The 20,526-nt window shown below is 65.7% G+C and carries 21 protein-coding genes; 19 read left to right on the forward strand and 2 right to left on the reverse strand.

Features of this window, described 5'->3' with window-relative positions; genetic code table 11:
* The first annotated feature begins 5 nt into the window (after window positions 1–5).
* Genes ACOZBP_RS02080 through ACOZBP_RS02095 form a run of 4 tightly spaced genes read left to right on the forward strand, consistent with a single transcriptional unit; the run spans window position 6 to window position 3,573 of the window.
* Entirely contained in the window at window positions 6–752 is a 747-nt protein-coding gene (locus ACOZBP_RS02080) for a biotin--[acetyl-CoA-carboxylase] ligase (protein WP_422674798.1), read from the forward strand.
* Window positions 749–1,555: a type III pantothenate kinase gene (locus ACOZBP_RS02085; protein ID WP_422675472.1), complete on the forward strand. Its 807-nt coding sequence runs from the start codon at window positions 749–751 to the stop codon at window positions 1,553–1,555. The genes ACOZBP_RS02080 and ACOZBP_RS02085 overlap by 4 nt, the downstream gene beginning before the upstream one ends.
* A 6-nt stretch (window positions 1,556–1,561) precedes the next feature.
* A complete protein-coding gene (locus ACOZBP_RS02090) occupies window positions 1,562–3,235 on the forward strand; it encodes a ribonuclease J (protein WP_422674799.1) in 1,674 nt (557 codons plus the stop codon).
* Window positions 3,235–3,573: a DUF3088 family protein gene (locus ACOZBP_RS02095; protein ID WP_422674800.1), complete on the forward strand. Its 339-nt coding sequence runs from the start codon at window positions 3,235–3,237 to the stop codon at window positions 3,571–3,573. The genes ACOZBP_RS02090 and ACOZBP_RS02095 overlap by 1 nt, the downstream gene beginning before the upstream one ends.
* A 38-nt stretch (window positions 3,574–3,611) precedes the next feature.
* Here ACOZBP_RS02095 and ACOZBP_RS02100 read toward each other — a convergent pair whose 3' ends face one another.
* Window positions 3,612–3,971, reverse strand: a complete 360-nt coding sequence (locus tag ACOZBP_RS02100; protein ID WP_422674801.1) for a 5-carboxymethyl-2-hydroxymuconate Delta-isomerase — start codon at window positions 3,969–3,971, stop codon at window positions 3,612–3,614.
* Between the two features lie 90 nt (window positions 3,972–4,061).
* On the opposite strand from ACOZBP_RS02100, the gene ACOZBP_RS02105 reads away from it, so the two are divergent.
* The 4 genes from ACOZBP_RS02105 to ACOZBP_RS02120 are packed head-to-tail and all read left to right on the forward strand — an operon-like array spanning window position 4,062 to window position 7,719.
* Window positions 4,062–4,328 (forward strand): DUF1467 family protein, encoded by a 267-nt coding sequence (locus ACOZBP_RS02105; RefSeq protein ID WP_178826887.1) that lies wholly within the window; start codon window positions 4,062–4,064, stop codon window positions 4,326–4,328.
* A 58-nt stretch (window positions 4,329–4,386) separates the two neighbouring features.
* Entirely contained in the window at window positions 4,387–5,703 is a 1,317-nt protein-coding gene (gene proS, locus ACOZBP_RS02110) for a proline--tRNA ligase (RefSeq protein ID WP_422674802.1), read from the forward strand.
* Window positions 5,700–7,010: a lipoprotein-releasing ABC transporter permease subunit gene (locus tag ACOZBP_RS02115; RefSeq protein WP_422674803.1), complete on the forward strand. Its 1,311-nt coding sequence runs from the start codon at window positions 5,700–5,702 to the stop codon at window positions 7,008–7,010. Before proS ends, ACOZBP_RS02115 begins: the two co-directional genes overlap by 4 nt.
* The gene (locus tag ACOZBP_RS02120; protein ID WP_422674804.1) at window positions 7,003–7,719 is read left to right on the forward strand and encodes an ABC transporter ATP-binding protein; all 717 of its coding nucleotides are present in this window, start codon (window positions 7,003–7,005) and stop codon (window positions 7,717–7,719) included. The genes ACOZBP_RS02115 and ACOZBP_RS02120 overlap by 8 nt, the downstream gene beginning before the upstream one ends.
* Before the next feature lie 29 nt (window positions 7,720–7,748).
* Here the strand turns inward: ACOZBP_RS02120 and msrA are convergent, their stop codons facing one another.
* Window positions 7,749–8,381, reverse strand: a complete 633-nt coding sequence (gene msrA / locus ACOZBP_RS02125) for a peptide-methionine (S)-S-oxide reductase MsrA (protein WP_422674805.1) — start codon at window positions 8,379–8,381, stop codon at window positions 7,749–7,751.
* A 315-nt stretch (window positions 8,382–8,696) separates the two neighbouring features.
* On the opposite strand from msrA, the gene dnaE reads away from it, so the two are divergent.
* From dnaE to ACOZBP_RS02180, 11 genes are all read left to right on the forward strand, one after another.
* A complete protein-coding gene (gene dnaE / locus ACOZBP_RS02130; protein ID WP_422674806.1) occupies window positions 8,697–12,152 on the forward strand; it encodes a DNA polymerase III subunit alpha in 3,456 nt (1,151 codons plus the stop codon).
* Window positions 12,152–12,565, forward strand: coding sequence for a DUF3224 domain-containing protein (locus ACOZBP_RS02135; protein WP_422674807.1), 414 nt, complete (start codon window positions 12,152–12,154; stop codon window positions 12,563–12,565). Before dnaE ends, ACOZBP_RS02135 begins: the two co-directional genes overlap by 1 nt.
* 13 nt (window positions 12,566–12,578) lie before the next feature.
* Window positions 12,579–12,929, forward strand: a complete 351-nt coding sequence (locus ACOZBP_RS02140) for a GFA family protein (protein WP_422674808.1) — start codon at window positions 12,579–12,581, stop codon at window positions 12,927–12,929.
* Between the two features lie 164 nt (window positions 12,930–13,093).
* Window positions 13,094–13,942: a 30S ribosomal protein S2 gene (gene rpsB, locus ACOZBP_RS02145; RefSeq protein ID WP_422674809.1), complete on the forward strand. Its 849-nt coding sequence runs from the start codon at window positions 13,094–13,096 to the stop codon at window positions 13,940–13,942.
* Between the two features lie 99 nt (window positions 13,943–14,041).
* Window positions 14,042–14,983 carry a translation elongation factor Ts gene (gene tsf, locus ACOZBP_RS02150; protein ID WP_422674810.1) on the forward strand — a complete coding sequence of 314 codons (942 nt, stop codon included), beginning with the start codon at window positions 14,042–14,044 and terminating at the stop codon, window positions 14,981–14,983.
* Between the two features lie 138 nt (window positions 14,984–15,121).
* A complete protein-coding gene (pyrH, locus tag ACOZBP_RS02155; protein WP_422674811.1) occupies window positions 15,122–15,862 on the forward strand; it encodes a UMP kinase in 741 nt (246 codons plus the stop codon).
* Between the two features lie 38 nt (window positions 15,863–15,900).
* Window positions 15,901–16,458 (forward strand): ribosome recycling factor, encoded by a 558-nt coding sequence (gene frr / locus ACOZBP_RS02160; RefSeq protein ID WP_422674812.1) that lies wholly within the window; start codon window positions 15,901–15,903, stop codon window positions 16,456–16,458.
* A gap of 30 nt (window positions 16,459–16,488) precedes the next feature.
* Complete coding sequence (gene uppS / locus ACOZBP_RS02165) at window positions 16,489–17,256, forward strand: polyprenyl diphosphate synthase (protein ID WP_422674813.1); 768 nt, start codon at window positions 16,489–16,491, stop codon at window positions 17,254–17,256.
* Entirely contained in the window at window positions 17,256–18,074 is an 819-nt protein-coding gene (locus ACOZBP_RS02170; protein WP_422674814.1) for a phosphatidate cytidylyltransferase, read from the forward strand. Before uppS ends, ACOZBP_RS02170 begins: the two co-directional genes overlap by 1 nt.
* Complete coding sequence (dxr, locus tag ACOZBP_RS02175) at window positions 18,071–19,267, forward strand: 1-deoxy-D-xylulose-5-phosphate reductoisomerase (protein ID WP_422674815.1); 1,197 nt, start codon at window positions 18,071–18,073, stop codon at window positions 19,265–19,267. The genes ACOZBP_RS02170 and dxr overlap by 4 nt, the downstream gene beginning before the upstream one ends.
* A gap of 23 nt (window positions 19,268–19,290) precedes the next feature.
* Window positions 19,291–20,508 (forward strand): M50 family metallopeptidase, encoded by a 1,218-nt coding sequence (locus ACOZBP_RS02180; protein ID WP_422674817.1) that lies wholly within the window; start codon window positions 19,291–19,293, stop codon window positions 20,506–20,508.
* Window positions 20,509–20,526 lie beyond the last annotated feature (18 nt).

Genomic DNA, 20,526 nt, shown 5'->3' on the forward strand with positions numbered 1-20,526 from the left:
GGTCTTTGGACGCACCGGTTCTGATCCTCGACGAAACCGACTCCACCAACGCCGAGGCGCGTCGCCGCGCCGAGGCAGGCGAGGTCGGACCGCTGTGGATCACGGCGCGACGCCAGACGGCTGGCCGTGGCCGTCGCGGACGCCAGTGGGGCAGCGACAGCGGAAATCTCTTCACCTCGCTGCTGTTGCTGACGCAGAAATCGCCCGCCGAGGCGGCGCAACTGACCTTCGCCGCCTCGCTGGCGGTGGCGGACCTGCTGGACCGCTATGTCCCGGCGGCCCTGGTCACGATCAAATGGCCCAATGACGTGCTGCTGGACGGTCGCAAGACCTCCGGCATTCTCATCGAGTCCGGCCCGGCGCCGTCAGGCGGCCTTTGGCTGGCGGTCGGGATCGGCGTGAACCTGACCCAGACGCCGGGCGACACCGAACGACCCGCCACCTGCATCGCTGAACATCTGGCGCATGGCGTCGCCTCTGCGCCGACCGTCGATGAGGCGGCGAAGGTGCTGGCCGAGACCTTCGGCGTCTGGCTGGACCGCTGGACGACCCTGGGCTTCCAACCCATTCTCGATGCCTGGATCGCGCGGACGCCCGGTCTGCACGGTCCCTGCACGGCGCGGCTGACGAACGAGACCCTGACCGGCACGGCCGACGGGGTCGAGGCGGACGGTTCGCTGCGTCTGAAACTGTCGGACGGAAGCCTGCGGGTCATCTCGGCCGGCGATGTCTTTTTCGGAGAGGCCGCCTGATGCTGCTGGCGATCGAGCAAGGCAACACCAACACCCTGTTCGCCGTTCACGACGGCACGGAATGGATCGCCCAGTGGCGCACGGCGACCGACGCCATGCGCACGGCCGACGAATACGCCGTCTGGCTGCATCAGTTGTTCGAGATGGGCGGCGCCAAGCTCAGCTCGGGCCTCAGCATGAAGGATCTGGACGGCTGCATCATCTCCAGCGTGGTGCCGCAGTCGATCTTCAACCTACGCAACCTGGCGCGGCGCTATATCCACGTCGAGCCCCTGGTGATCGGCGAGAACGTCAACCTCGGCATCGAGGTGCGCATCCCCAAGCCCAGCGAGGCCGGGGCCGACCGTCTGGTCAACGCCATCGGCGCCTTGCAGGTCTATGAGGGCGACCTGCTGCTGATTGACAGCGGCACGGCCACGACCTTCGACGTGGTGTCCGGCGGCGCCGAGCGGGGGCAGGGCGCCTTCGAGGGCGGACTGATCGCCCCCGGTATCAACCTGTCGCTGCAAGCCCTTCACGAAGCGGCGGCCAAGCTGCCGCGCATCGCCATCCAACGCCCCGAGGTCGTCATCGGGCGCGACACCGTCACCTCCATGCAATCCGGCGTCTTCTGGGGCTATATCGCCCTGATCGAGGGCCTGGTGGACCGCATCAAGGCCGAGTGGGGCAAGCCCATGACGGTCGTCGGCACCGGCGGCGTCGCCTCCCTCTTTGAGGGCTCTACAGAATCAATCGACCGGTTCGATCCGGACCTGACCATCCGCGGCCTACTCGAAATCTGGCGGCGGAATACCCACCTTTAGGGCCATATGAAAAAATCTGACTCCAACGAACTCGTTTTCCTGCCGCTGGGCGGCTCGAACGAGATCGGCATGAACCTCAACGCCTATGGCTTCGGGCCGGCGCACGACCGCAAATGGATCATCGTCGATGTCGGCGTGACCTTCGGCGACCCCTCCACGCCGGGCGTGGACGTGATCGTGCCCGATCCCTCCTTCCTGGAAGGCGAGACCATCCTGGGCATCGTGCTGACGCACGCGCACGAAGACCACATCGGCGCCCTGGGCTGGCTCTGGGATCGCATCAAGGCGCCCCTGTATGCGACGCCCTTCACCGCCTATCTGATCCGCGAAAAGCTGCGCGACGCCAACATCCTGGATCAGGTCGAGCTGAACGAAGTGCCGCTGGGCGGAGAGGTGAACCTGGGTCCGTTCGACGTGACCTATGTGACGCTGACCCACTCGATCGCCGAACCCAATGGTCTGGCGATCAAGACCCCCCTGGGCACGGTGCTTCATACGGGCGACTGGAAGATCGATGACGATCCCGTCGTGGGCGAGCGCACCGATGTCGAGGCTATCAAGCGTCTCGGCGACGAGGGCGTGCTGGCCATGGTCTGCGACAGCACCAACGTCTTCGTGGAAGGCTCGGCCGGTTCCGAGGGCGGCGTGAAGGTGGCTATGGCCGCCCTGATCTCGGAACTGAAGGGCCGCATCGCTGTGGGCTGCTTCGCCTCCAACGTGGCGCGCATGGACAGCGTGATCCGCGCCGCCGAAGCCGCCGGTCGCCGCGTGGCTCTGGCCGGCCGCTCGATGCACCGCATCACGGCAGCCGCCAAGTCGGTCGGCATGCTCAGCGACGTGAAGCCTTTCCTTACCGAACAGGAAGCTCGCGTCTGGCCCGAGGACGAGATCCTCTACCTCTGCACCGGCAGCCAGGGCGAAGCTCGCGCAGCCCTCTCGCGCGTGGCCGAAGGCACCCACCCCTTCATCAAGCTGGGCAAGGGCGACCATTGCATCTTCTCGTCGCGGGTCATTCCGGGCAACGAGCTGTCCATCGGCCGTCTTCAGGACAAGATGGCAGACCGGGGCGTGCGCCTCTACACCGAGAAGGACCATCCCGGCATCCATGTCTCGGGCCACCCGTGCCGGGATGAACTGCGCCAGATGTACAGCTGGGCCCGTCCGCAGATCGCGGTGCCGACCCACGGCATGCGCCGTCACCTGATGGAGCACGCCCTCCTGGCCAAGGATATGCAGGTTCCGGAAACCGTGACCCCGCGCAACGGCGACATGGTGCGTCTGGCTCCCGGACCTGCAGCCATCATCGACGAAGTGCCCTCGGGCCGTCTGTTCGTCGACGGCGGCATGCTGGTCGAGGAGGCGGGCGAGGCCCTGCGCGAGCGCAAGCATGCCGCCTCAAACGGCGTTCTGGTCGTCAGCTTCGCCATGGACAAGCGCGGCAAGATCGTCAGCGACATCGACGTGCGCGGCATCGGCCTGCCGGGTGACGAAGACCGTCCGCTGGGCGACATCCTCGACGATCTGGCCGAGCGCGCCGAACAGGCCGTGCGCAAGCTGAAGGGCGAGGCGCTGGACGATGAACTGGTGGTCGAACAGGCCGTCAGCCGCGTGCTGAAGAAGGCCAGCCAGCAGATCTGGGATCGCCGTCCCATCGTCGAAACCGTCATCCTGCGTTTGTAATGACAGACCGGCTTTATCTGCTGAACGCCGACTGGTTCGACGATCAGGGCGGGCCCTGGTACTGCCCGCCCGGCGCGCGGATCGAGGGCGTTTTGAGCCTCTATCCGCGTCTGCGTGAGCAGGTCCAGGTCACACATCTGGATCACCCCCGTCCGCGCGCGGCCGTGGTGGCCGAGGTGGGAGAGGCCAACCAGAGCTGCCCCGTGCTGGTGCTGGACGGCGAGTTCGACTGGCCTGACGCCCAGGTCAGCGCAGAGACCGGCGCCCGGTTCTTGCAGGACGACGACATCCTGCCGTATTGGGCGGCGCGCTACGGCATCGGGCGGCCGCATCCTTAAGCTTTTCCTCCCCATGAAATGGGGAGGAAAGGACGCTTTTACCCGCCCAGCGTCACCTTGCGATAATTGTCCTTGTCCAGCGCCCCGATCTCGACCGAAATCTGCGCCGGGCCGTCGTAGGGCTTCACCCCCGCCAGCAATGCCGCCTGCACCGCCTCGCCCAGCGCCGTCTTCTGCTCCTGCGTCCGTCCGGTCAGGATGCGCAGGTCACAGTGGACCATGGCCTGGGCCGGATCGCCGTCGGCGATGATCAGGTCGTCGCAGCGGACGATACGGGTCTTGCAGGCCTGGGTCGTCGCGCCGACCACATCGACGCACAACTGATGGATTTGCAGCGCCAGGGCGCGCCAATCTGTCCCGTCGAAATGGGGGGAGTGTTCCAGGGTGATCTGTGGCATGAGGGCGTCCTTGTTTCGCACCCTTCCTTAGCCCGCGCCTGACGTGAGCGGAATGCGAAGGGCGCACGAACCGATGGATGGAATGCCCCGATGCCTCTTGGCCCCTTCACCCTGGTGGCGCTGTATCTGACCTCGTGGTGGATCGTGCTGTTCACGATCCTGCCGCTGGGCTCGTCCAAGCAGGTCGAGACGCCGCCGACCGACGGCAGCCAGTGGGGCGCGCCCGCCAATCCCCAGCTGAAGAAGAAGTTCATCACTACGACCTGGGTGTCGGCCATCGTCTGGGCCTTCATCGTCTTCATCGTCTGGACGGGGTGGATGCCGCTGCCGGACTTTTCGCGCGGACCTGCGCTCTAGCTTTCGCCCCATTCGCCCGGTTAACCTCGGGCCAGACTGATTTTGCAGAGATTCTCACATGCGCCTGTCGCGCTACTTCCTGCCGACCCTCAAAGAAGCCCCTTCCGACGCCCAGATCGTGTCGCACCAACTGATGCTGCGCGCGGGCATGATCAAGCAGGAGGCCGCCGGCATCTACGCCTGGCTGCCGCTGGGCCTGCGCGTCCTGCGCAAGATCGAAGGCATCGTGCGTCAGGAGCAGGAGCGGGCAGGGGCGGTAGAACTGCTGATGCCGACGTTGCAACTGGCCGACCTCTGGCGTGAGTCCGGCCGCTACGACGCCTACGGCCCCGAGATGCTGCGCATCACCGACCGTCATGAGCGCGAGCTGCTGTACGGACCGACCAACGAGGAAATGGTCACGGATATCTTCCGGGCCTATGTGAAGTCGTACAAGGCCCTGCCGCTGAACCTCTTCCACATCCAGTGGAAGTTCCGCGACGAGCGCCGCCCGCGCTTCGGCGTCATGCGCGGCCGCGAGTTCCTGATGAAGGACGCCTATTCCTTCGATCTGGACGAGGCCTCGGCCCGCATCGCCTACAAGCGGATGTTCGCCGCCTACCTGAACACCTTCTCGCGTCTGGGCCTGAAGGCCGTGCCGATGCGCGCCGACACCGGCCCTATCGGCGGCGACCTGAGCCACGAGTTCATCGTCCTGGCTGAGACCGGCGAGAGCGAGGTCTTCTGCGACCGCAAGCTGGTCGAGATGGACGCGCCGGGCCACAACCTCAGCGTCGAGCAGCTGGAAGGCGTGTTCAACGAGCGCACGGCCCTCTACGCCGCGACCGAGGAAATGCACGACGCGGCCCAGTTCGAGAGCCAGACCGCCGAGGGCGACCGCCTGTCGGCGCGCGGCATCGAGGTCGGCCACATCTTCTACTTCGGCACAAAATACTCGGCCCCGATGAAGGCCAAGGTCGCCGGACCAGACGGTCAGGACACCGAGGTCCACATGGGCAGCTACGGCGTCGGCGTGTCGCGTCTGATGGGCGCCATCATCGAGGCCAGCCACGACGCCGGCGGCATCATCTGGCCGGACTCGGTCGCCCCGTTCGACGTGGTGGTGATCAACCTGCGCGCCAACGACGAAGCCGTCTCGGCCGCCTGTGAAGAGGCCGTGGCCAAACTCGAAGCCCTGGGCAAGGACGTCCTTTACGACGACACCGACGAGCGTCCGGGGGGCAAGTTCGCCACCGCCGACCTGATCGGCGTGCCGTGGCAACTGACCATCGGTCCCAAGGGCCTGGCTGACGGCGTGGTCGAGCTGAAGCGCCGCGCCACCGGCGAGAAGCAAACCCTGCCGCTGGACGCCGCTCTGGAGCTGCTGACGAAATGACTGACGCCGCGACGGCCTCCGCGCCGCCTGCCGTAAAGCCCGCCGGCGCCTTTTCCTCCTGGGAGATCGGGCTGGCGCTCCGCTACCTGCGCGCCAAGCGCAAGGAGGGCGGGGTTGCCCTGATCGCCATCATCAGCTTCATCGGCATCATGCTGGCCGTGGCGGTGCTGATCAGCGTGATGAGCATCATGGCCGGATTTCGCGCTGAATTGCTGGGGCGGATGCTGTCATTCAACGGGCATATGTATGTGCAGGGGCCGGTGCTGACATCGCCGGATCGGGACGCGGCGCTGAAGCGCATCAGCGACGTGCCGGGGGTAGTCTCGGTGGCCCCTTTGACGGAGTCCCCCGCCATGTTCCGAGCCGGCGGTCAGATGACCGGCGGCGTCGTGCGCGGCGTGCGGCCTCAGGATCTGGCCTCGACCAGATTCGTCTATGACAGCCTGACGCCCGAAATGCGCGCTGACTTCGGCCGTGGCGAGTACGGCGGCGATAATATCCTGATCGGCAAGGCTCTGGCCGATCAGATGGGGCTCAGCGTGGGCAGCGCCCTGTCCATCTATTCGCCGACCGGGGCTGACAGCGCCTTCGGAAACCTCGGCGGTCTGGAAAAAACCTATCGGGTCGCGGGAATCTTCAGTTCCGGCACGGCCGACTACGACCGCGCCTTCATCTTCATGCCGCTGGAGCAGGCCCAGCTCTTTTTCGGCAAGGACGGCGTCTGGGACGTGATCGAGATGAAGGTGGGCGAGCCTGACCAGGTTGAAAGCCTTTTGACGCCTGTGCAGCAGGCCGCCGGTCCCGGCAGCATCGTCACCGATTGGCGCACCCGTCTGGCCGCCTTCTGGGGCGCGCTGAAGGTCGAGCGCGTAGCCATGAGCATCATCCTGGGCCTGGTCGTCGCCATCGCCGCCATGAACATCATCAGTGGCATCGTCATGCTGGTGAAGAACAAGACCCGCGACATCGCCATCCTGCGCACCGTGGGCGCCAGCCCGTCGTCGATCCTGCGCATCTTCTTCATCTCCGGCGCCGCTATCGGCATCGGCGGCACCATCGCCGGTCTGGTGCTGGGCCTGCTGTTCTGCCTGAACATCGGCGCGATCCAGCACTTCATCGAAGGCGTCACCGGGGTCCAGCTGTTCAACGCCGACGTCTACATGCTGGACGCCATCCCGGCCCTGGTCGATCCGTGGGACGTGACCTGGGTCGCGGTCTTCTCCTTCTTCATGAGCTGCCTCGCCAGCCTGCCGCCGTCGTGGAACGCGTCGCGGATCGACCCGGTGGAGGCCCTGCGCTTTGAATAGTCCGCTGAACACCACGCCGACGCTTCGCCTGCGCGGCATCACCCGCACCTATCCGACGGCTTCGGGCGGGCTGACCGTGCTGCGCGGCGTCGATCTGGACATCATGCCGGGCGAGGTCGTCGGCCTCATCGGACCTTCGGGTTCCGGCAAGTCGAGCCTGCTGCACGCCGCCGGTCTGCTGGAGCGCCCGACGAGCGGTCAGGTCATGATCGACGGCGAAGACGTCGGCAGTCTGGACGAGCGCGCACGCACGCGTCTGCGCCTGTCGCGGATCGGTTTCGTCTATCAATTCCACCACCTGCTGCCGGAATTTGATGCAAGGGACAATGTCGCTCTGCCCATGCGCATCGCCGGACATTCCGAGGCTGAAGCCCGCCGCCGGGCCGAGGCCCTGCTGACCAGCCTGGGTCTGGGCGAGCGCTTTACCCACCAGCCCGCGCAACTGTCGGGCGGCGAACAGCAGCGGGTCGCCATCGCCCGCTCCCTGGCCAACAGCCCGCGTCTGTTGCTGGCCGACGAGCCGACCGGCAACCTGGACCCGACCAACAGCCATGCGGTGTTCGAGTCCCTGCGCGAGTTGGCCAAGACCACGGGCGTCGCCGCCCTGATCGCCACCCACAACATGGAGCTGGCCGGTCACATGGACCGCGTCTTCGCCCTGAAGGACGGCCATCTGGAAGAACGCGCCGCCGAGGCCCAAGCCTACTGAGGCCAGCCGACTGAGGTCAGGGCTGCTGATCAGCCGACGGCGGCGTCGCCCCACAGGGCGCGCAGCCTGACGCTGCGACGGCAACCCACGCGATAGGCTTCATACTGGGCGGGGCGGCGGCGGGCGTAATCCTGATGCTCGGCGCCGGCGGGCCAGAAGCGCATGGCGGGATAGACCGGGGTGGTGAAGCGCGAGCCCTTGGCGCCCAGCGCGGCCTGGGCCGCTCGGCGAGACGCTTGCGCGGTCGCCGTCTGGGCCTCGGTGGCATAGACCGCCGTGACATAGGACGGGCCCTGATCGCAGAACTGGCCGGTCTGATCGGTGGGGTCGATAGTGCGCCAGTAGCGATCGACCAGGGTGCGATAGCTGACGACGGCGGGATCAAACGTCACCTGCACTGCCTCGCGATAGCCGGTCCCGCCTCGGATCACCTGCTCATAGGTCGGGTTGGGCCGCGTGCCGCCGACGAAGCCCGACACCGCCGAACGCACGCCGGGCAGGCCGTCGAACGCCTTTTCGCTGGACCAGAAACAGCCGCCGGCGAAGACCGCCGTCTGATAGCCCGGCGGCACGGGCTCCAGCGGCGCGGCGCAGGCGGGCGCTTCGCTGGGCGAGCAGGCCGCCGTCAGGATCAGGCCGATCAGAGGCAGAAGGCGCGACATAGGACACTCCCGGTCATTCTCTTCAACATACGCGCAAGCCGGGAAGACGGATGGCTGTAGGCGTTCACGGGGTCTTGCAATGAGAACAAACCGGGAATATAGAACGTTTCAGGAACACGCTAACTGGGGATAAGCCGATGTCGCGTTGGGTGAGGGATATGCTGTCGCTTGCGTCGTGCGGCGGGTTCGTCTGGATGATCTGGCAGGCGTCTTTCCTGGTGACGTGATCGCCGCATCGACTCCCTGCATGGTCTAGGACCGGCTGCGCGGCAGTGGGTCAGGAGGTCCCGGTTTTCGGGATCAGCGGAGTTGGTATTGGCGGAAACGGCGAACAGTCAGGGTTTTGTCCATCTGCGGGTCCGCAGCGCCTATTCCCTGCTGGAAGGGGCGATCAAGGCCAGCAAGATCGGCAAGATGGCGGCCGACGCCGGCATGCCCGCCGTCGCCGTGGCCGACCGCGCCAACCTGTTCGGCGCCCTGGAATTCAGCCAGACCGCCAAGGACGCGGGCGTCCAGCCCATCGTCGCCTGCGCCCTGCCTGTACTGGGCATCGGCGGCCAGGTCGCCGAGCGTTGGGCCAAGACCTCGACCGTGGTCCTGCTGGTCCAGAACGAGCAGGGCTGGCTCAACCTCTGCGCCCTGTCGTCCGCAGCCTATCTCGACGCGGGCGAGATGTCGGAGCCCGGCGTGCCCTGGGGACTGGTTGTGGATAAGTCCGAGGGGCTGATCCTTCTGTCCGGCGGTCCCGACGGCCCGATCGATCCTTTGTTCGTCCAGAACAAGCCCGCTGAGGCCCAGGCAGCCCTGGCCGAGATGCAGCGGGTCTTCGGCGATCGCTTCTATGTCGAACTGCAGCGTCACGGCCTGCCGCAGGAGCCGGTCGCCGAGCGTGGCCTGGTCGACTGGGCCTACGCCAATGACGTGCCTTTGGTCGCCACCAACGACGTCTATTACGCCAAGGCGGCGCAGGCGAAATCACATGACGCCCTGCTGTGCATTTCCGACGGCGCCTTCACCGGCCAGGAAGACCGTCGCCGCATCACCGGGGAACACTGGTTCAAGACGGCGGAGGCGATGCGCCAGCTGTTCTCGGACCTGCCCGAGGCCTGCGACAACACCATCGATATCGCCCGCCGCTGCGCTTTCCTGGTGCCGACGCGGGCGCCGATCCTGCCGCGCTTCGACACCGGCGCCGGTCGTTCCGAACCTGACGAACTGGCGCACCAGGCGCGCGAGGGGCTGAAGTCCCGCCTGCAACAGGTCACGCCTGCCGCACCGGAAGAGGAATACTGGACCCGCCTCGAATGGGAGGTCGGGATCATTCAGCAGATGGGCTTCCCCGGCTACTTCCTGATCGTGGCCGACTTCATCAAATGGGCCAAGCTGCACGGCATTCCCGTGGGCCCGGGACGGGGCTCCGGCGCCGGCTCTCTGGTGGCCTGGTCGCTGACCATCACCGATCTGGACCCCTTGCGGTTCGGCCTGCTGTTCGAGCGGTTTCTGAACCCCGAGCGCGTCTCCATGCCCGACTTCGACATCGACTTCTGCCAGGAGCGGCGGGAGGAGGTGATCGACTATGTGCAGGACCACTACGGCAAGGACCGAGTGGCCCAGATCATCACCTTCGGCACCCTGCAAGCGCGGGCCGTGCTGCGCGACGTCGGCCGGGTGCTGCAGATGCCGCTGGGGCAGGTGGACCGGCTCTGCAAGATGGTGCCGAACAACCCGGCCAACCCGGTGACCCTGGCCCAGGCCATTGATCTGGAGCCGCGCCTGCGCGAGGCGCGCGACGCCGAGGCCTCGGTCAGGACCCTGCTGGAGACGGCGCTGGAACTGGAGGGGCTGTATCGCAACGCCTCGACCCACGCGGCAGGCATCGTCATCGGCGACCGGCCTCTGACCGAACTGGTGCCGCTGTATCAGGACCCGCGCTCGACCATTCCGGCCAGCCAGTTCAACATGAAGTGGGTCGAACCGGCGGGTCTGGTCAAGTTCGACTTCCTGGGTCTGAAGACCCTGACGGTGCTGGACCGGGCGCGGGAGTATCTGGAACGGCGCGGCGCCGCGCCGGAATGGAACCTGCTGCCGCTGGACGACGCGCGCACCTATGAGCTGATGGCCTCGGGCCAGACGGTCGGGGTGTTCCAGCTGGAATCCCAGGGCATGCGCGACACCCTGCGCAAGATGCGCTGCGGGTCGATTGAAGAGATTACGGCTCTGATCTCCCTCTATCGGCCGGGGCCGATGGAGATGATCGACACCTATATCGACCGGAAGTTCGGCCGTGCCGAGGTGGACTATCTACACCCCTCCCTGACCGAGGTCCTGACCGAGACCTACGGCGTCATCATCTACCAGGAACAGGTGATGAAGATCGCCCAGGTCCTGGCGGGCTACAGCCTGGGTGAAGCCGACCTTCTGCGCCGGGCCATGGGCAAGAAGAAGAAGGAGGAGATGGATTTCCAGCGCCTCCGCTTCGTCAAAGGCGCGTCCGAGAAGAACGTCCCCGAGGCGCAATCCGGCTCCATCTTCGACCTGGTGGCCAAGTTTGCGGGCTACGGCTTCAACAAGTCGCACGCCGCCGCCTATGCGCTGATCTCGTTCCAGACGGGCTGGCTGAAGGCCAATCACCCGGTCGAGTTCTTTGCCGCTTCCATGAGCCTCGACCTGTCGAACACCGACAAGCTGGCGGTTTTCTATCAGGACTGCCGTCGCTTCGAGGTGCCGGTCCTGGCCCCTGACATCAACCGTTCCTCAGCGGACTTCGACGTCCAGTGGAAGGACGGGCAGGGCAGCGTCCTCTATGCGCTGGGCGCCATCCGCAACGTGGGTCTGGAGGCGATGAAGCACGTCGTCGAGGTGCGCGAGACGGGCGGACCCTTTGCCGACATTTTCGATTTCCTGGAACGGGTCGATCCCAAGGCGGTCAACAAGCGGGCGCTGGAAGGTCTGGCCAAGTCCGGCGCCTTTGACAGCTTCAACCCGAACCGTCGACAGTTGTTTGAACAGGCTGACATCCTGATCGCCTATTGCCAGAGCGTGGCCGCCGAGCGCGCCTCGTCCCAGGTCAGCCTGTTCGGGGCGGATCAGGCGGGGGCGGCCCGGCCGCGGCTGCGCAGCGTCGAGCCCTGGGCCGGACCGGACAAGCTGGATCAGGAGTTGTCGGCGGTCGGCTTCTATCTGTCGGGCCACCCTCTGGAGGATCTGACGCCGGCGCTGAAGCGCAAGCGCGTGACCTTCGTGGCCGAGGCGCAAGGACTGGCCGAGGCCGGGCATGAAGCCTTCCTGATGGCCGGCGTCGTGCGCCGTCGTCAGGAGCGGGCCAGCGCCAAGAGCGGCGAGAAGTTCGCCTTCGTCACCTTCTCGGACCCCACGGGCGAGTTCGAATGCCTTTTCCCGCCTGAACAGCTGCGGCGATGCCGCGATATCCTCGAGGTTGGAACCTCGGTTCTGGTCAAGGTGCGGGCCAAGTCGGCGGACGGCGAGGTGCGCTTTTTCGGCGACGACGCCAGTCGGATGGAGACGCTGCTGGACGATACCCAGATCGGGCTGCGGGTTGTGCTGTCGGCGCAGTCGGCGGACGCCGAGGCGCTCAAGGCGCGACTGGATCGGGCGCGGGCTCAGGGCAAGGGCGGCGAGGTCTGGCTGCAGGCGACCTTGGGCGGCCGCACCGAGGTCGAGATCAAGCTGCCGGGGCGCTATCGTCTGGACGCCGCCTTGCGCGGAGCGCTCAAGTCGGCGCCGGGCGTGGTCATGCTGGAGGACGCGTAATGGGCGAGGACCAGATCGTGCGGAAGGCTCGCGGAACCTTTGATGTCGTCATCACCCCGGTTCACCCCGCGCCCGGTGCGGCGCCGGACGCGCCGGGCCGGATGCTGCTGGCCAAGACGTTTCGTGGCGATCTGACCGGAACCGCCGCCGGCGAGATGCTGGCGACCATGAGCCCCGAGCGGTCGGGCGCCTACGTTGCTCTTGAGCGGGTGCGAGGCGTTATCGATGGCCGTGAGGGCGCGTTTACCCTGGTGCATCGCGGTCTGATGGACCGGGGCGCGCAGGAGCTGCTGATCACCATCGTGCCCGGATCGGGGGCAGGGGAACTGGCCGGGATCGCCGGGGTGTTCCACCTGGCGATCGCAGACGGCGTCCACAGTTACGATCTGGAATACAGTCTGCCGACATCCTGAAGGAGGTTCGACCATGGCCGTGCATAAGGGGGCCTGCCACTGCGGTGCGGTGGCCTTTGAGGTCGAGGTCGGGCTGGAGGGCCTGATCGAGTGCAACTGTTCGCACTGTTACCGAAAAGGCTTTGTCCTGGCCTTCGCGCCGCGCTCAGCCTTCAGCCAGACGGCGGGCGAGGAGGCGACGACCTCCTACTTCTTCAACCAGCACAAGATTGATCACCGCTTCTGCAAGACCTGCGGGGTTCAGCCCTTCGGCTATGGCGTGGCGCCGGATGGATCCGAGGTCGCGGCGATCAATGTGCGGACGCTGACCGATGTGGAGCCCTGGAGCTGGACGGCGACGCGCGTGGACGGGCGCAGCTTCTGACTGATTGGCTTGCCTTTTCTGTTCAATAGGCCTAGAGAGCGCGCGCACTTCGCACGTGGGCGTGGCGCGGTCCGGGGAGACATCCCGGCCTGCACCGTTCCGAGGGACCGCAGGTCCTTTTACTCGCCCACGCTAGGTTTGATCGGAAAAAGGACACCACGATCATGGCACTGCCAGAATTCTCGATGCGTACCCTGCTGGAAGCCGGCGCTCACTTCGGTCACCAGACGCACCGCTGGAACCCGAAGATGGACCGCTACATCTTCGGCTCGCGCTCGAACATCCACATCATCGACCTGTCGCAGACGATGCCGCTGTTCCACCAGGCTCTGGTGGCCGTGCGCGACGTCGCCGCAAAGGGCGGCCGCGTCCTGTTCGTCGGCACCAAGCGTCAGGCCGCCGGCCCGGTGGCTGAGGCCGCCACGCGCTGCGCCCAGTACTACATGAACAACCGCTGGCTCGGCGGCACGCTGACCAACTGGCGCACCGTCTCGGGCTCGATCGCCCGTCTGCGCGAGCTGGAAACCCTGCTGGCCAACGGCGGCGAAGGCCGCGTCAAGAAAGAGCTGCTGAACCTGCAGCGCGAGAAGGACAAGCTGGAACTGTCGCTCGGCGGCATCAAGGACATGGGTTCGATCCCGGACATCATGTTCGTGATCGACACCAACAAGGAAGCGATTGCGATCCAGGAAGCCCGCAAGCTGAACATTCCGATCATCGCTATCCTGGACACCAACTCGGACCCGGACGGCATCACCTACCCCGTCCCGGGCAACGACGACGCCGCACGCGCCATCCAGACCTACTGCGATCTGATCGCTGACGCCGTTCTGGACGGCCTGGCCGCCGGCGCTTCGGCCTCGGGCATCGACCTGGGCGCCTCGGAAGCTCCGGTTGAGCCGATGCTGCGTGAAGCCGCTGCTGCTCCGGTTGAAGCCGAAGCCGCTCCGGCCGGTGCCGAAGGCGCTGCTGAAGAACTGCTCGCGACGACTGAAGAAAAGGTCGAGGGCTAAGACGCTCTCGGGCCCGGTCAGTGATCGGGCCTACGCCAAACTGACATGCGGCCGGGCTATTCATGCCCGGCCGCTCATTTGAATTTTCAGGAGAAGAACATGGCCGAGATCACTGCCGCCCTCGTGAAGGAGCTTCGCGAGCGTTCGGGCGTCGGCATGATGGACTGCAAGAAGGCGCTGGTCGAAAACGACGGCAACATCGAAGCAGCGATCGACTGGTTGCGCGCCAAGGGTCTGTCCAAGGCCGCCAAGAAGGCCGACCGCGTCGCCGCTGAGGGCCTGGTCGCCGTCGCGTCGAAGGAAGACGGCAAGGGCGAAGTCGCCGCCGCCATCGAGTTCAACGCGGAAACCGACTTCGTCGCCCGCAACGACCTGTTCCAGAACGCCGCCAAGTCGTTCGCTCAACTGGGTCTGGAACATCATTCGGTCGAAGCGCTGCACGGCGCCGAACTGGAAGCCGGCAAGACGGTCCAGGACGAAGTGACGAACATGATCGCCACCATCGGCGAGAACATGCAACTGCGCCGCGCCGCCCGTCTCTCGGTCTCGGAAGGCGTGGTTTCGACCTACGTCCACAACGCGGTTTCGCCGGGCGTCGGCCGTATCGGCGTGCTGGTGGCTCTGGAAGGCGAAGGCGACAAGACCGCCCTTCGTGAACTGGGCCGCAAGATCGCCATGCACGTTGCGGCGACCGCTCCGCTGTCGCTGAACACCGACGATCTGGACCCGGCCGCCATCGAGAAGGAACGCGCTGTCCTGACCGAGAAGGCCAAGGAAGAAGGCCGTCCGGAAAACATGATCGCCAAGATCGTGGAAGGCCAGATCAACAAGTTCCAGAAGGACGTGGTGCTGTCGAAGCAGCCGTTCGTGATGGACCCGGACGTGACCATCGAACAACTGGTCGCCAACTCGGCCAAGGAACTGGGCTCCTCCAACCTGCACCTGGCCGGCTTCGTCCGTCTGGCGCTGGGTGAAGGCGTCGAGAAGGTCGAAACCATGGACTTCGCGGCCGAAGTGGCCTCGATGACCGGCGGCAACTAACACCGAAGTTTCTTCCCGAAAGGGAAGAATTTTCAAAAGGGCGCGTTCGGCTTTGATGGCCGGCGCGCCCTTCGTCTATGATGAGCCGCCGATTCACCTCGCGCGGATGCTTAACCCCTGTATCCACGGACCAGACCCATGCCCGACGCCCCTTCCGAGTTCCGATACAAGCGCGTCCTGCTGAAGGTCTCGGGCGAGGTCCTGATGGGCGAGCAGTCCTACGGAATTGACATGAAGACGGTCGATGTCGTGGCGGCCGCGGTGGCCCAGGTTGCACGCCAGGGCGTCGAAATCTGCCTGGTCATCGGCGGGGGCAACATCTTCCGCGGGCTGTCGAAGGCGGCTGAAGGCATGGATCGCGCCAACGCCGACTATATGGGCATGCTGGCCACCATCATGAACGCATTGGCCATGCAGGGCGCGCTGGAGAAGATCGGCGTCGACACGCGCGTCCAGAGCGCCATTCCCATGGCGGCCATCGCCGAACCCTATATTCGCCGCCGCGCGATGCGGCATCTGGAAAAGGGCCGGGTGGTGATCTTCGCCGCCGGCGTCGGCGCTCCCTTCTTCACGACGGATTCAGGCGCCGCCCTGCGCGCCGCTGAAATGGGCTGCGACGCCCTGCTGAAGGGAACCAGCGTGGACGGCGTCTATACCGCCGACCCCAAGAAGGATGCGAACGCGACCCGCTATGAGACGCTGACCTATCAGGACGTCCTGGCCAAGGATCTGCGCGTCATGGACGCCTCGGCGATCGCGCTGATGCGCGACAGCGAGATCCCGATCGTCGTTTTCTCGATCCGCGAGGAAGACTCGCTGCGCAAGACCTTGCGCGGCGAAGGCACCTTCACCGTCATCACCAATAACAAGGCCGCCTGAGCGGCTACCGCTTCGAACGATCAGACCAAGGAACCACCATGGCCAAGCCTGACCTCAAGACCTACCGGGAACGGATGGAAAAGTCCGTCACCTCGCTGAAGGAAGACTTTGCGGGTCTGCGCACCGGCCGAGCCAACTCGGGCCTGCTGGATCCGGTTCAGGTCGAGGCCTACGGCTCGACCTCGCCCCTGAACGCCGTCGCCGCCATCAGTGTGCCCGAGCCGCGCATGATCTCGGTCAGCGTCTGGGACAAGGGCATGGTCGGCCCGGTGGAGAAGGCCATTCGCGCGGCGGGCCTTGGCCTGAACCCGATCGTCGACGGCCAGACCCTGCGTATTCCGGTCCCGCCGCTGACAGAAGAGCGCCGCAAGGACCTGGTCAAGTTGGCCGGCAAGTATGCGGAACAGCAGAAGATCGCTGTGCGCAACGTGCGACGCGACGCCAATGACGACCTGAAGAAGGCCGAGAAGGCGACCGAGATCAGCCAGGACGAACAGAAGAAGATGGAAGCCGAGGTCCAGAAGGACACGGACGCCGCCATCAAGAAGATCGACGAGGCCTTGAAGGTCAAGGAAGTCGAGATCATGCAGGTCTGACGCAGCAAAGCGTCGGGAGGGAAATGCAGAATGTCGGCCGATACCGTCGCCACGGCGCCTGATAAGGGGCCACGCCACGTCGCCCTGATCATGGACGGCAACGGACGCTGGGCCGAGCGGCGCGGCCTGCCGCGCGTGGTGGGGCACCGGGAGGGGGTTCAGGCGTTGCGACGAACGATAAAGTCGGCCCCGGACTTCGGCATCCGCTGCCTGACGGTGTTCGGCTTCTCAACCGAGAACTGGAGCCGTCCGGCGGACGAAGTGTCAGATCTCATGGGGCTGGTCCGCTCGTTCGTCGGCAGCGACCTGAAGCGGCTGGAGGCTGCCGGCGTGCGTATTCGGGTGCTGGGACGCCGCAAGGGTCTGCCTGCCGACATCGCAGCGATCGTGGACCGCGCCGAAGCGCAGACCGCCCGCAACGACCGCTTCCTTTTGCAGGTCGCCTTTAACTATGGCGGCCGCGCCGATCTAGTGGATGCGGCTCAACGATTGGTCGATCAGGCGCGGGCAGGGCAGTTGGCACGAGAACTGACGGAGGACGACCTTGGCGCTGGCCTTTCGACCGCCGGCGCGCCGCCTGTCGACCTGATCGTGCGGACGTCCGGCGAGCAGCGGCTGTCGAACTTCCTGCTTTGGGAGGCCGCCTACGCCGAACTGGTGTTTCAGGACATCCTCTGGCCAGACTATGGGCCCGAGGCGCTGGGCGAGGCGGTCGCCCTTTATTGTAATCGCGAGCGGCGCTACGGCGGCCGTGACGTGCTGTCGGATGCGGCCGCAGCGAAGACGGCGGCGAACTGATGGCCCTGAAGATAGGCGACATCGGCCTGAGAGCGGCCTCGGCTGTGGTGCTGGCGCCGGCTGCGGTGCTGGCCACCTGGGCTGGCGGCGCCTGGTTCTGCGCCCTGGTCGTGGCGGCCTGCGGTTTGCTGGCCTTTGAATGGGCGCGGATGAGCGCGCCGAGGGTCTGGCGCTCCGTCGGAGCGGCGGTCGCGCTCGCGCTCATTATCGCTGTGGTTGCGGCGCACATCGGGCAGATGTCGCTGGCGCTGATCCTGCTCGTCTTCGGCGCGCTGGCGGCAGGACTGTTTGCGCGGTCGCGCGGCGGCGAGGCGCTGGATGCCGCCTATGGCGTCCTCTATCTCGGCTGGCCGTGCGTGCTCCTGATCTGGCTGCGTGATCTGAACGACGCGCAGGGCCTTTATTGGACCGTCCTGGTCTTCGCCGTGGCTTGGGCGTCGGACATTCTAGCCTATCTGGTCGGCAGCGCCGTCGGCGGGCCCAAGCTGTGGCCGCGTTTCTCGCCGAACAAGACCTGGTCCGGCTTCATCGGCGGCCTGCTCGCCGGAATGATCGCCGGCGCAGCGATGGCTGGCTGGCTCGAGATGGGCCGGTTGAATATTTTCTGGGGCGGGGTCCTGGGTCTGGCCGCAGCGCTGGCCACCATGGCGGGTGATCTGTGGGAATCGGCGCTGAAGCGGCGCTTCGGGGTCAAGGACGCGGGCAATATCATCCCCGGCCATGGGGGGCTGCTGGATCGGGTCGATGGTCTGATGTTCGCGGTTGTGGTCGTGGCGGCAGGGCGCGTGATCGTCCTGATGATGGGGCCGGGCGCATGATTGTCCGCAAGGTCAGCGTCCTGGGCTCGACCGGCTCGGTGGGAACATCCACGCTGGATCTTATGGATCAGGCCGAAAAGGCTGGTTCGGGCGCGTTTCAGGTCGAGGTCCTGACGGGCGGGAACAATATCGCTCGCTTGGCGGACCAGGCGCGGCGCTGGCGTCCTCGATTGGCTGTCACCGCGGACCCTGCGCGCCTTTCCGATTTGCGGGAGGCCTTGGCGGGAACGGGTATCGAAGCGGCTGCGGGCCCCCAGGCTATCGTCGAGGCCGCCAGTCGCCCGGTGGACTGGGTCATGGCGTCCATCGTGGGCTCGGCTGGCCTGCGATCAGCCTGGGCCGCCGCCGGCACGGGGGCGACCCTGGCCTTGGCCAACAAGGAAAGCCTGGTCTGCTGCGGACCAGCGCTGATCGATCGGGTCAAGCGTAGCGGCGGCAAGCTGATCCCGGTCGATTCCGAGCACTCCGCCATCTTTCAGGTCTTCCCCGCGGACGCGCCCGAACAGGTCGCGAAACTGGTGCTGACCGCATCCGGCGGCCCTTTCCGCACCCTGCAGCGGGAGGCCATGAGCCGAATCACGCCGGAGCAGGCTGTCGCCCACCCGAACTGGAGCATGGGCGCCAAGATCTCCGTTGATAGCGCCACCATGGCCAACAAGGGTCTGGAACTGATCGAGGCGGCCTATCTGTTCGCCATGAGCGGTGACCGGATCGATGTTGTCGTGCACCCCGAATCGATTATCCACAGCCTTGTGGAGTATATCGATGGTTCCACCCTGGCTCAGATGGGGCCGCCGGACATGAAGACGCCGATCGCCTGCGCCCTGGCCTGGCCTGATCGCATGGCCTGGCCTGCACCGAAGCTGGACCTTGCGGCTCTGGGGCGTCTAACCTTCGAGGCCCCGGATGAGGCGCGGTTCCCGGCCCTCAGGCTGGCGCGAGAGGCCCTGGCGGCGGGGGGTGTGGCGCCCATCATCTTCAATGCGGCCAACGAGGTGGCGGCCCTGGCCTTCCTTGACCGTCGGCTGGGCTTTCTCAATATTGCCGCAGTCGTCGCCGACACCTTGGAGCGCGCGACGATCTCGGGGGTGAGTTCCGGGTCCGACGACGCCTGCGACACGGCTCTGGCCGTGGACGTTATGGCGCGAAGGATTGCGAACGACATCATCGCCTCGCTCGCGATTGCTGCCTGAGGGCGACAGGAGACATGACTGGGATGCTAGGTGTTCTTGGGCAGGCCCTGATTTATGTCGTGCCGTTTCTGCTGGTGCTGACTCTGGTCGTCACCGTCCATGAACTGGGCCACTTCCTGACCGCGCGCGCCTTTGGTGTGAAGATGGAGCGTTTCTCCATCGGCTTCGGCCGCGCCATTTTCCAGCGCACCGACAAACAAGGCGTTGAATGGCGTCTGGGTTGGCTGCCGCTGGGCGGCTACGTCAAATTCGCGGGCGATCTGGATGCGACGGGCGTGCCGGACAAGGCTGGCCTGGACGCGCTCAAGAAAGAAGTCGTCGCCGTTCATGGCCCGGGCGCCGAGCGTGATTACCTGTATTTCAAGCCTCTATGGCAGCGCGCTCTGGTCGTGGCCGGTGGACCCTTCGCCAACTTCGTACTGGCCATCTTCATCTTCACCCTGCTGTTCAGCCTGGTCGGCGTCCAACAGCGTCCCGCTCGTGTCTTGCAGGTGCAGCCGGACTCGCCTGCCGCCGCCGCGGGTTTTCTGCCTGGCGACCTGATCACCCGAGTCAACGGCAAGCTGATCGCCGATGGCGGAGAAGTAACGCGTGTCGTAGCCCTGAGCAGCGGCGACCCGGTTCGCTTTACGGTCGAGCGCGCCGGCGCGGACGTCCTTCTGACCGCCACGCCCGAGCGTCGAGTTGAGAATGATCCTATCGCGGGCAGGGTTTCGATCGGGAGAATTGGTCTCGGGCTGGGATCCAGCCGCAACGAGGTGCGTCACGTCCGATACGGGCCGGTGGCCGCTGTGGGGCAGGGGTTCAAGGAAACCGGCGCCATCCTGAACACCACCTTCACCTATATCGGCCGCATATTCACGGGCCGCGAGTCTGGTGATCAGTTCAGCGGTCCCCTGGGTATAGCCAAGGCCTCTGGCGCCCTGACGAACGCTGCTGTCGCCGCCAATCCCGATCCCTGGGCGATGGCGGGAAATCTTCTGCTGACGCTGACCAGCTTCGCCGCCATACTTTCGGTCGGAATCGGTTTTCTAAATCTGATGCCCATTCCGGTTTTAGATGGGGGGCATCTGGTGTTCTACGCCTATGAGGCGATGGCGCGGAGGCCGGTAGCGGCCAAGGTTCAGGAGGCGGGATATCGGGTCGGTCTTGCTTTGCTGGCCAGTTTAATGTTGTTCGCGACCTGGAACGACCTGCAGAAACTCAATCTCTTCAAATTCCTCGGCGGGCTCGTCTCGTGAGCCGACGCCAGCCCCCGA

The organism is Brevundimonas sp. NPDC058933 (genome assembly GCF_049315965.1).
Lineage (GTDB): Bacteria > Pseudomonadota > Alphaproteobacteria > Caulobacterales > Caulobacteraceae > Brevundimonas.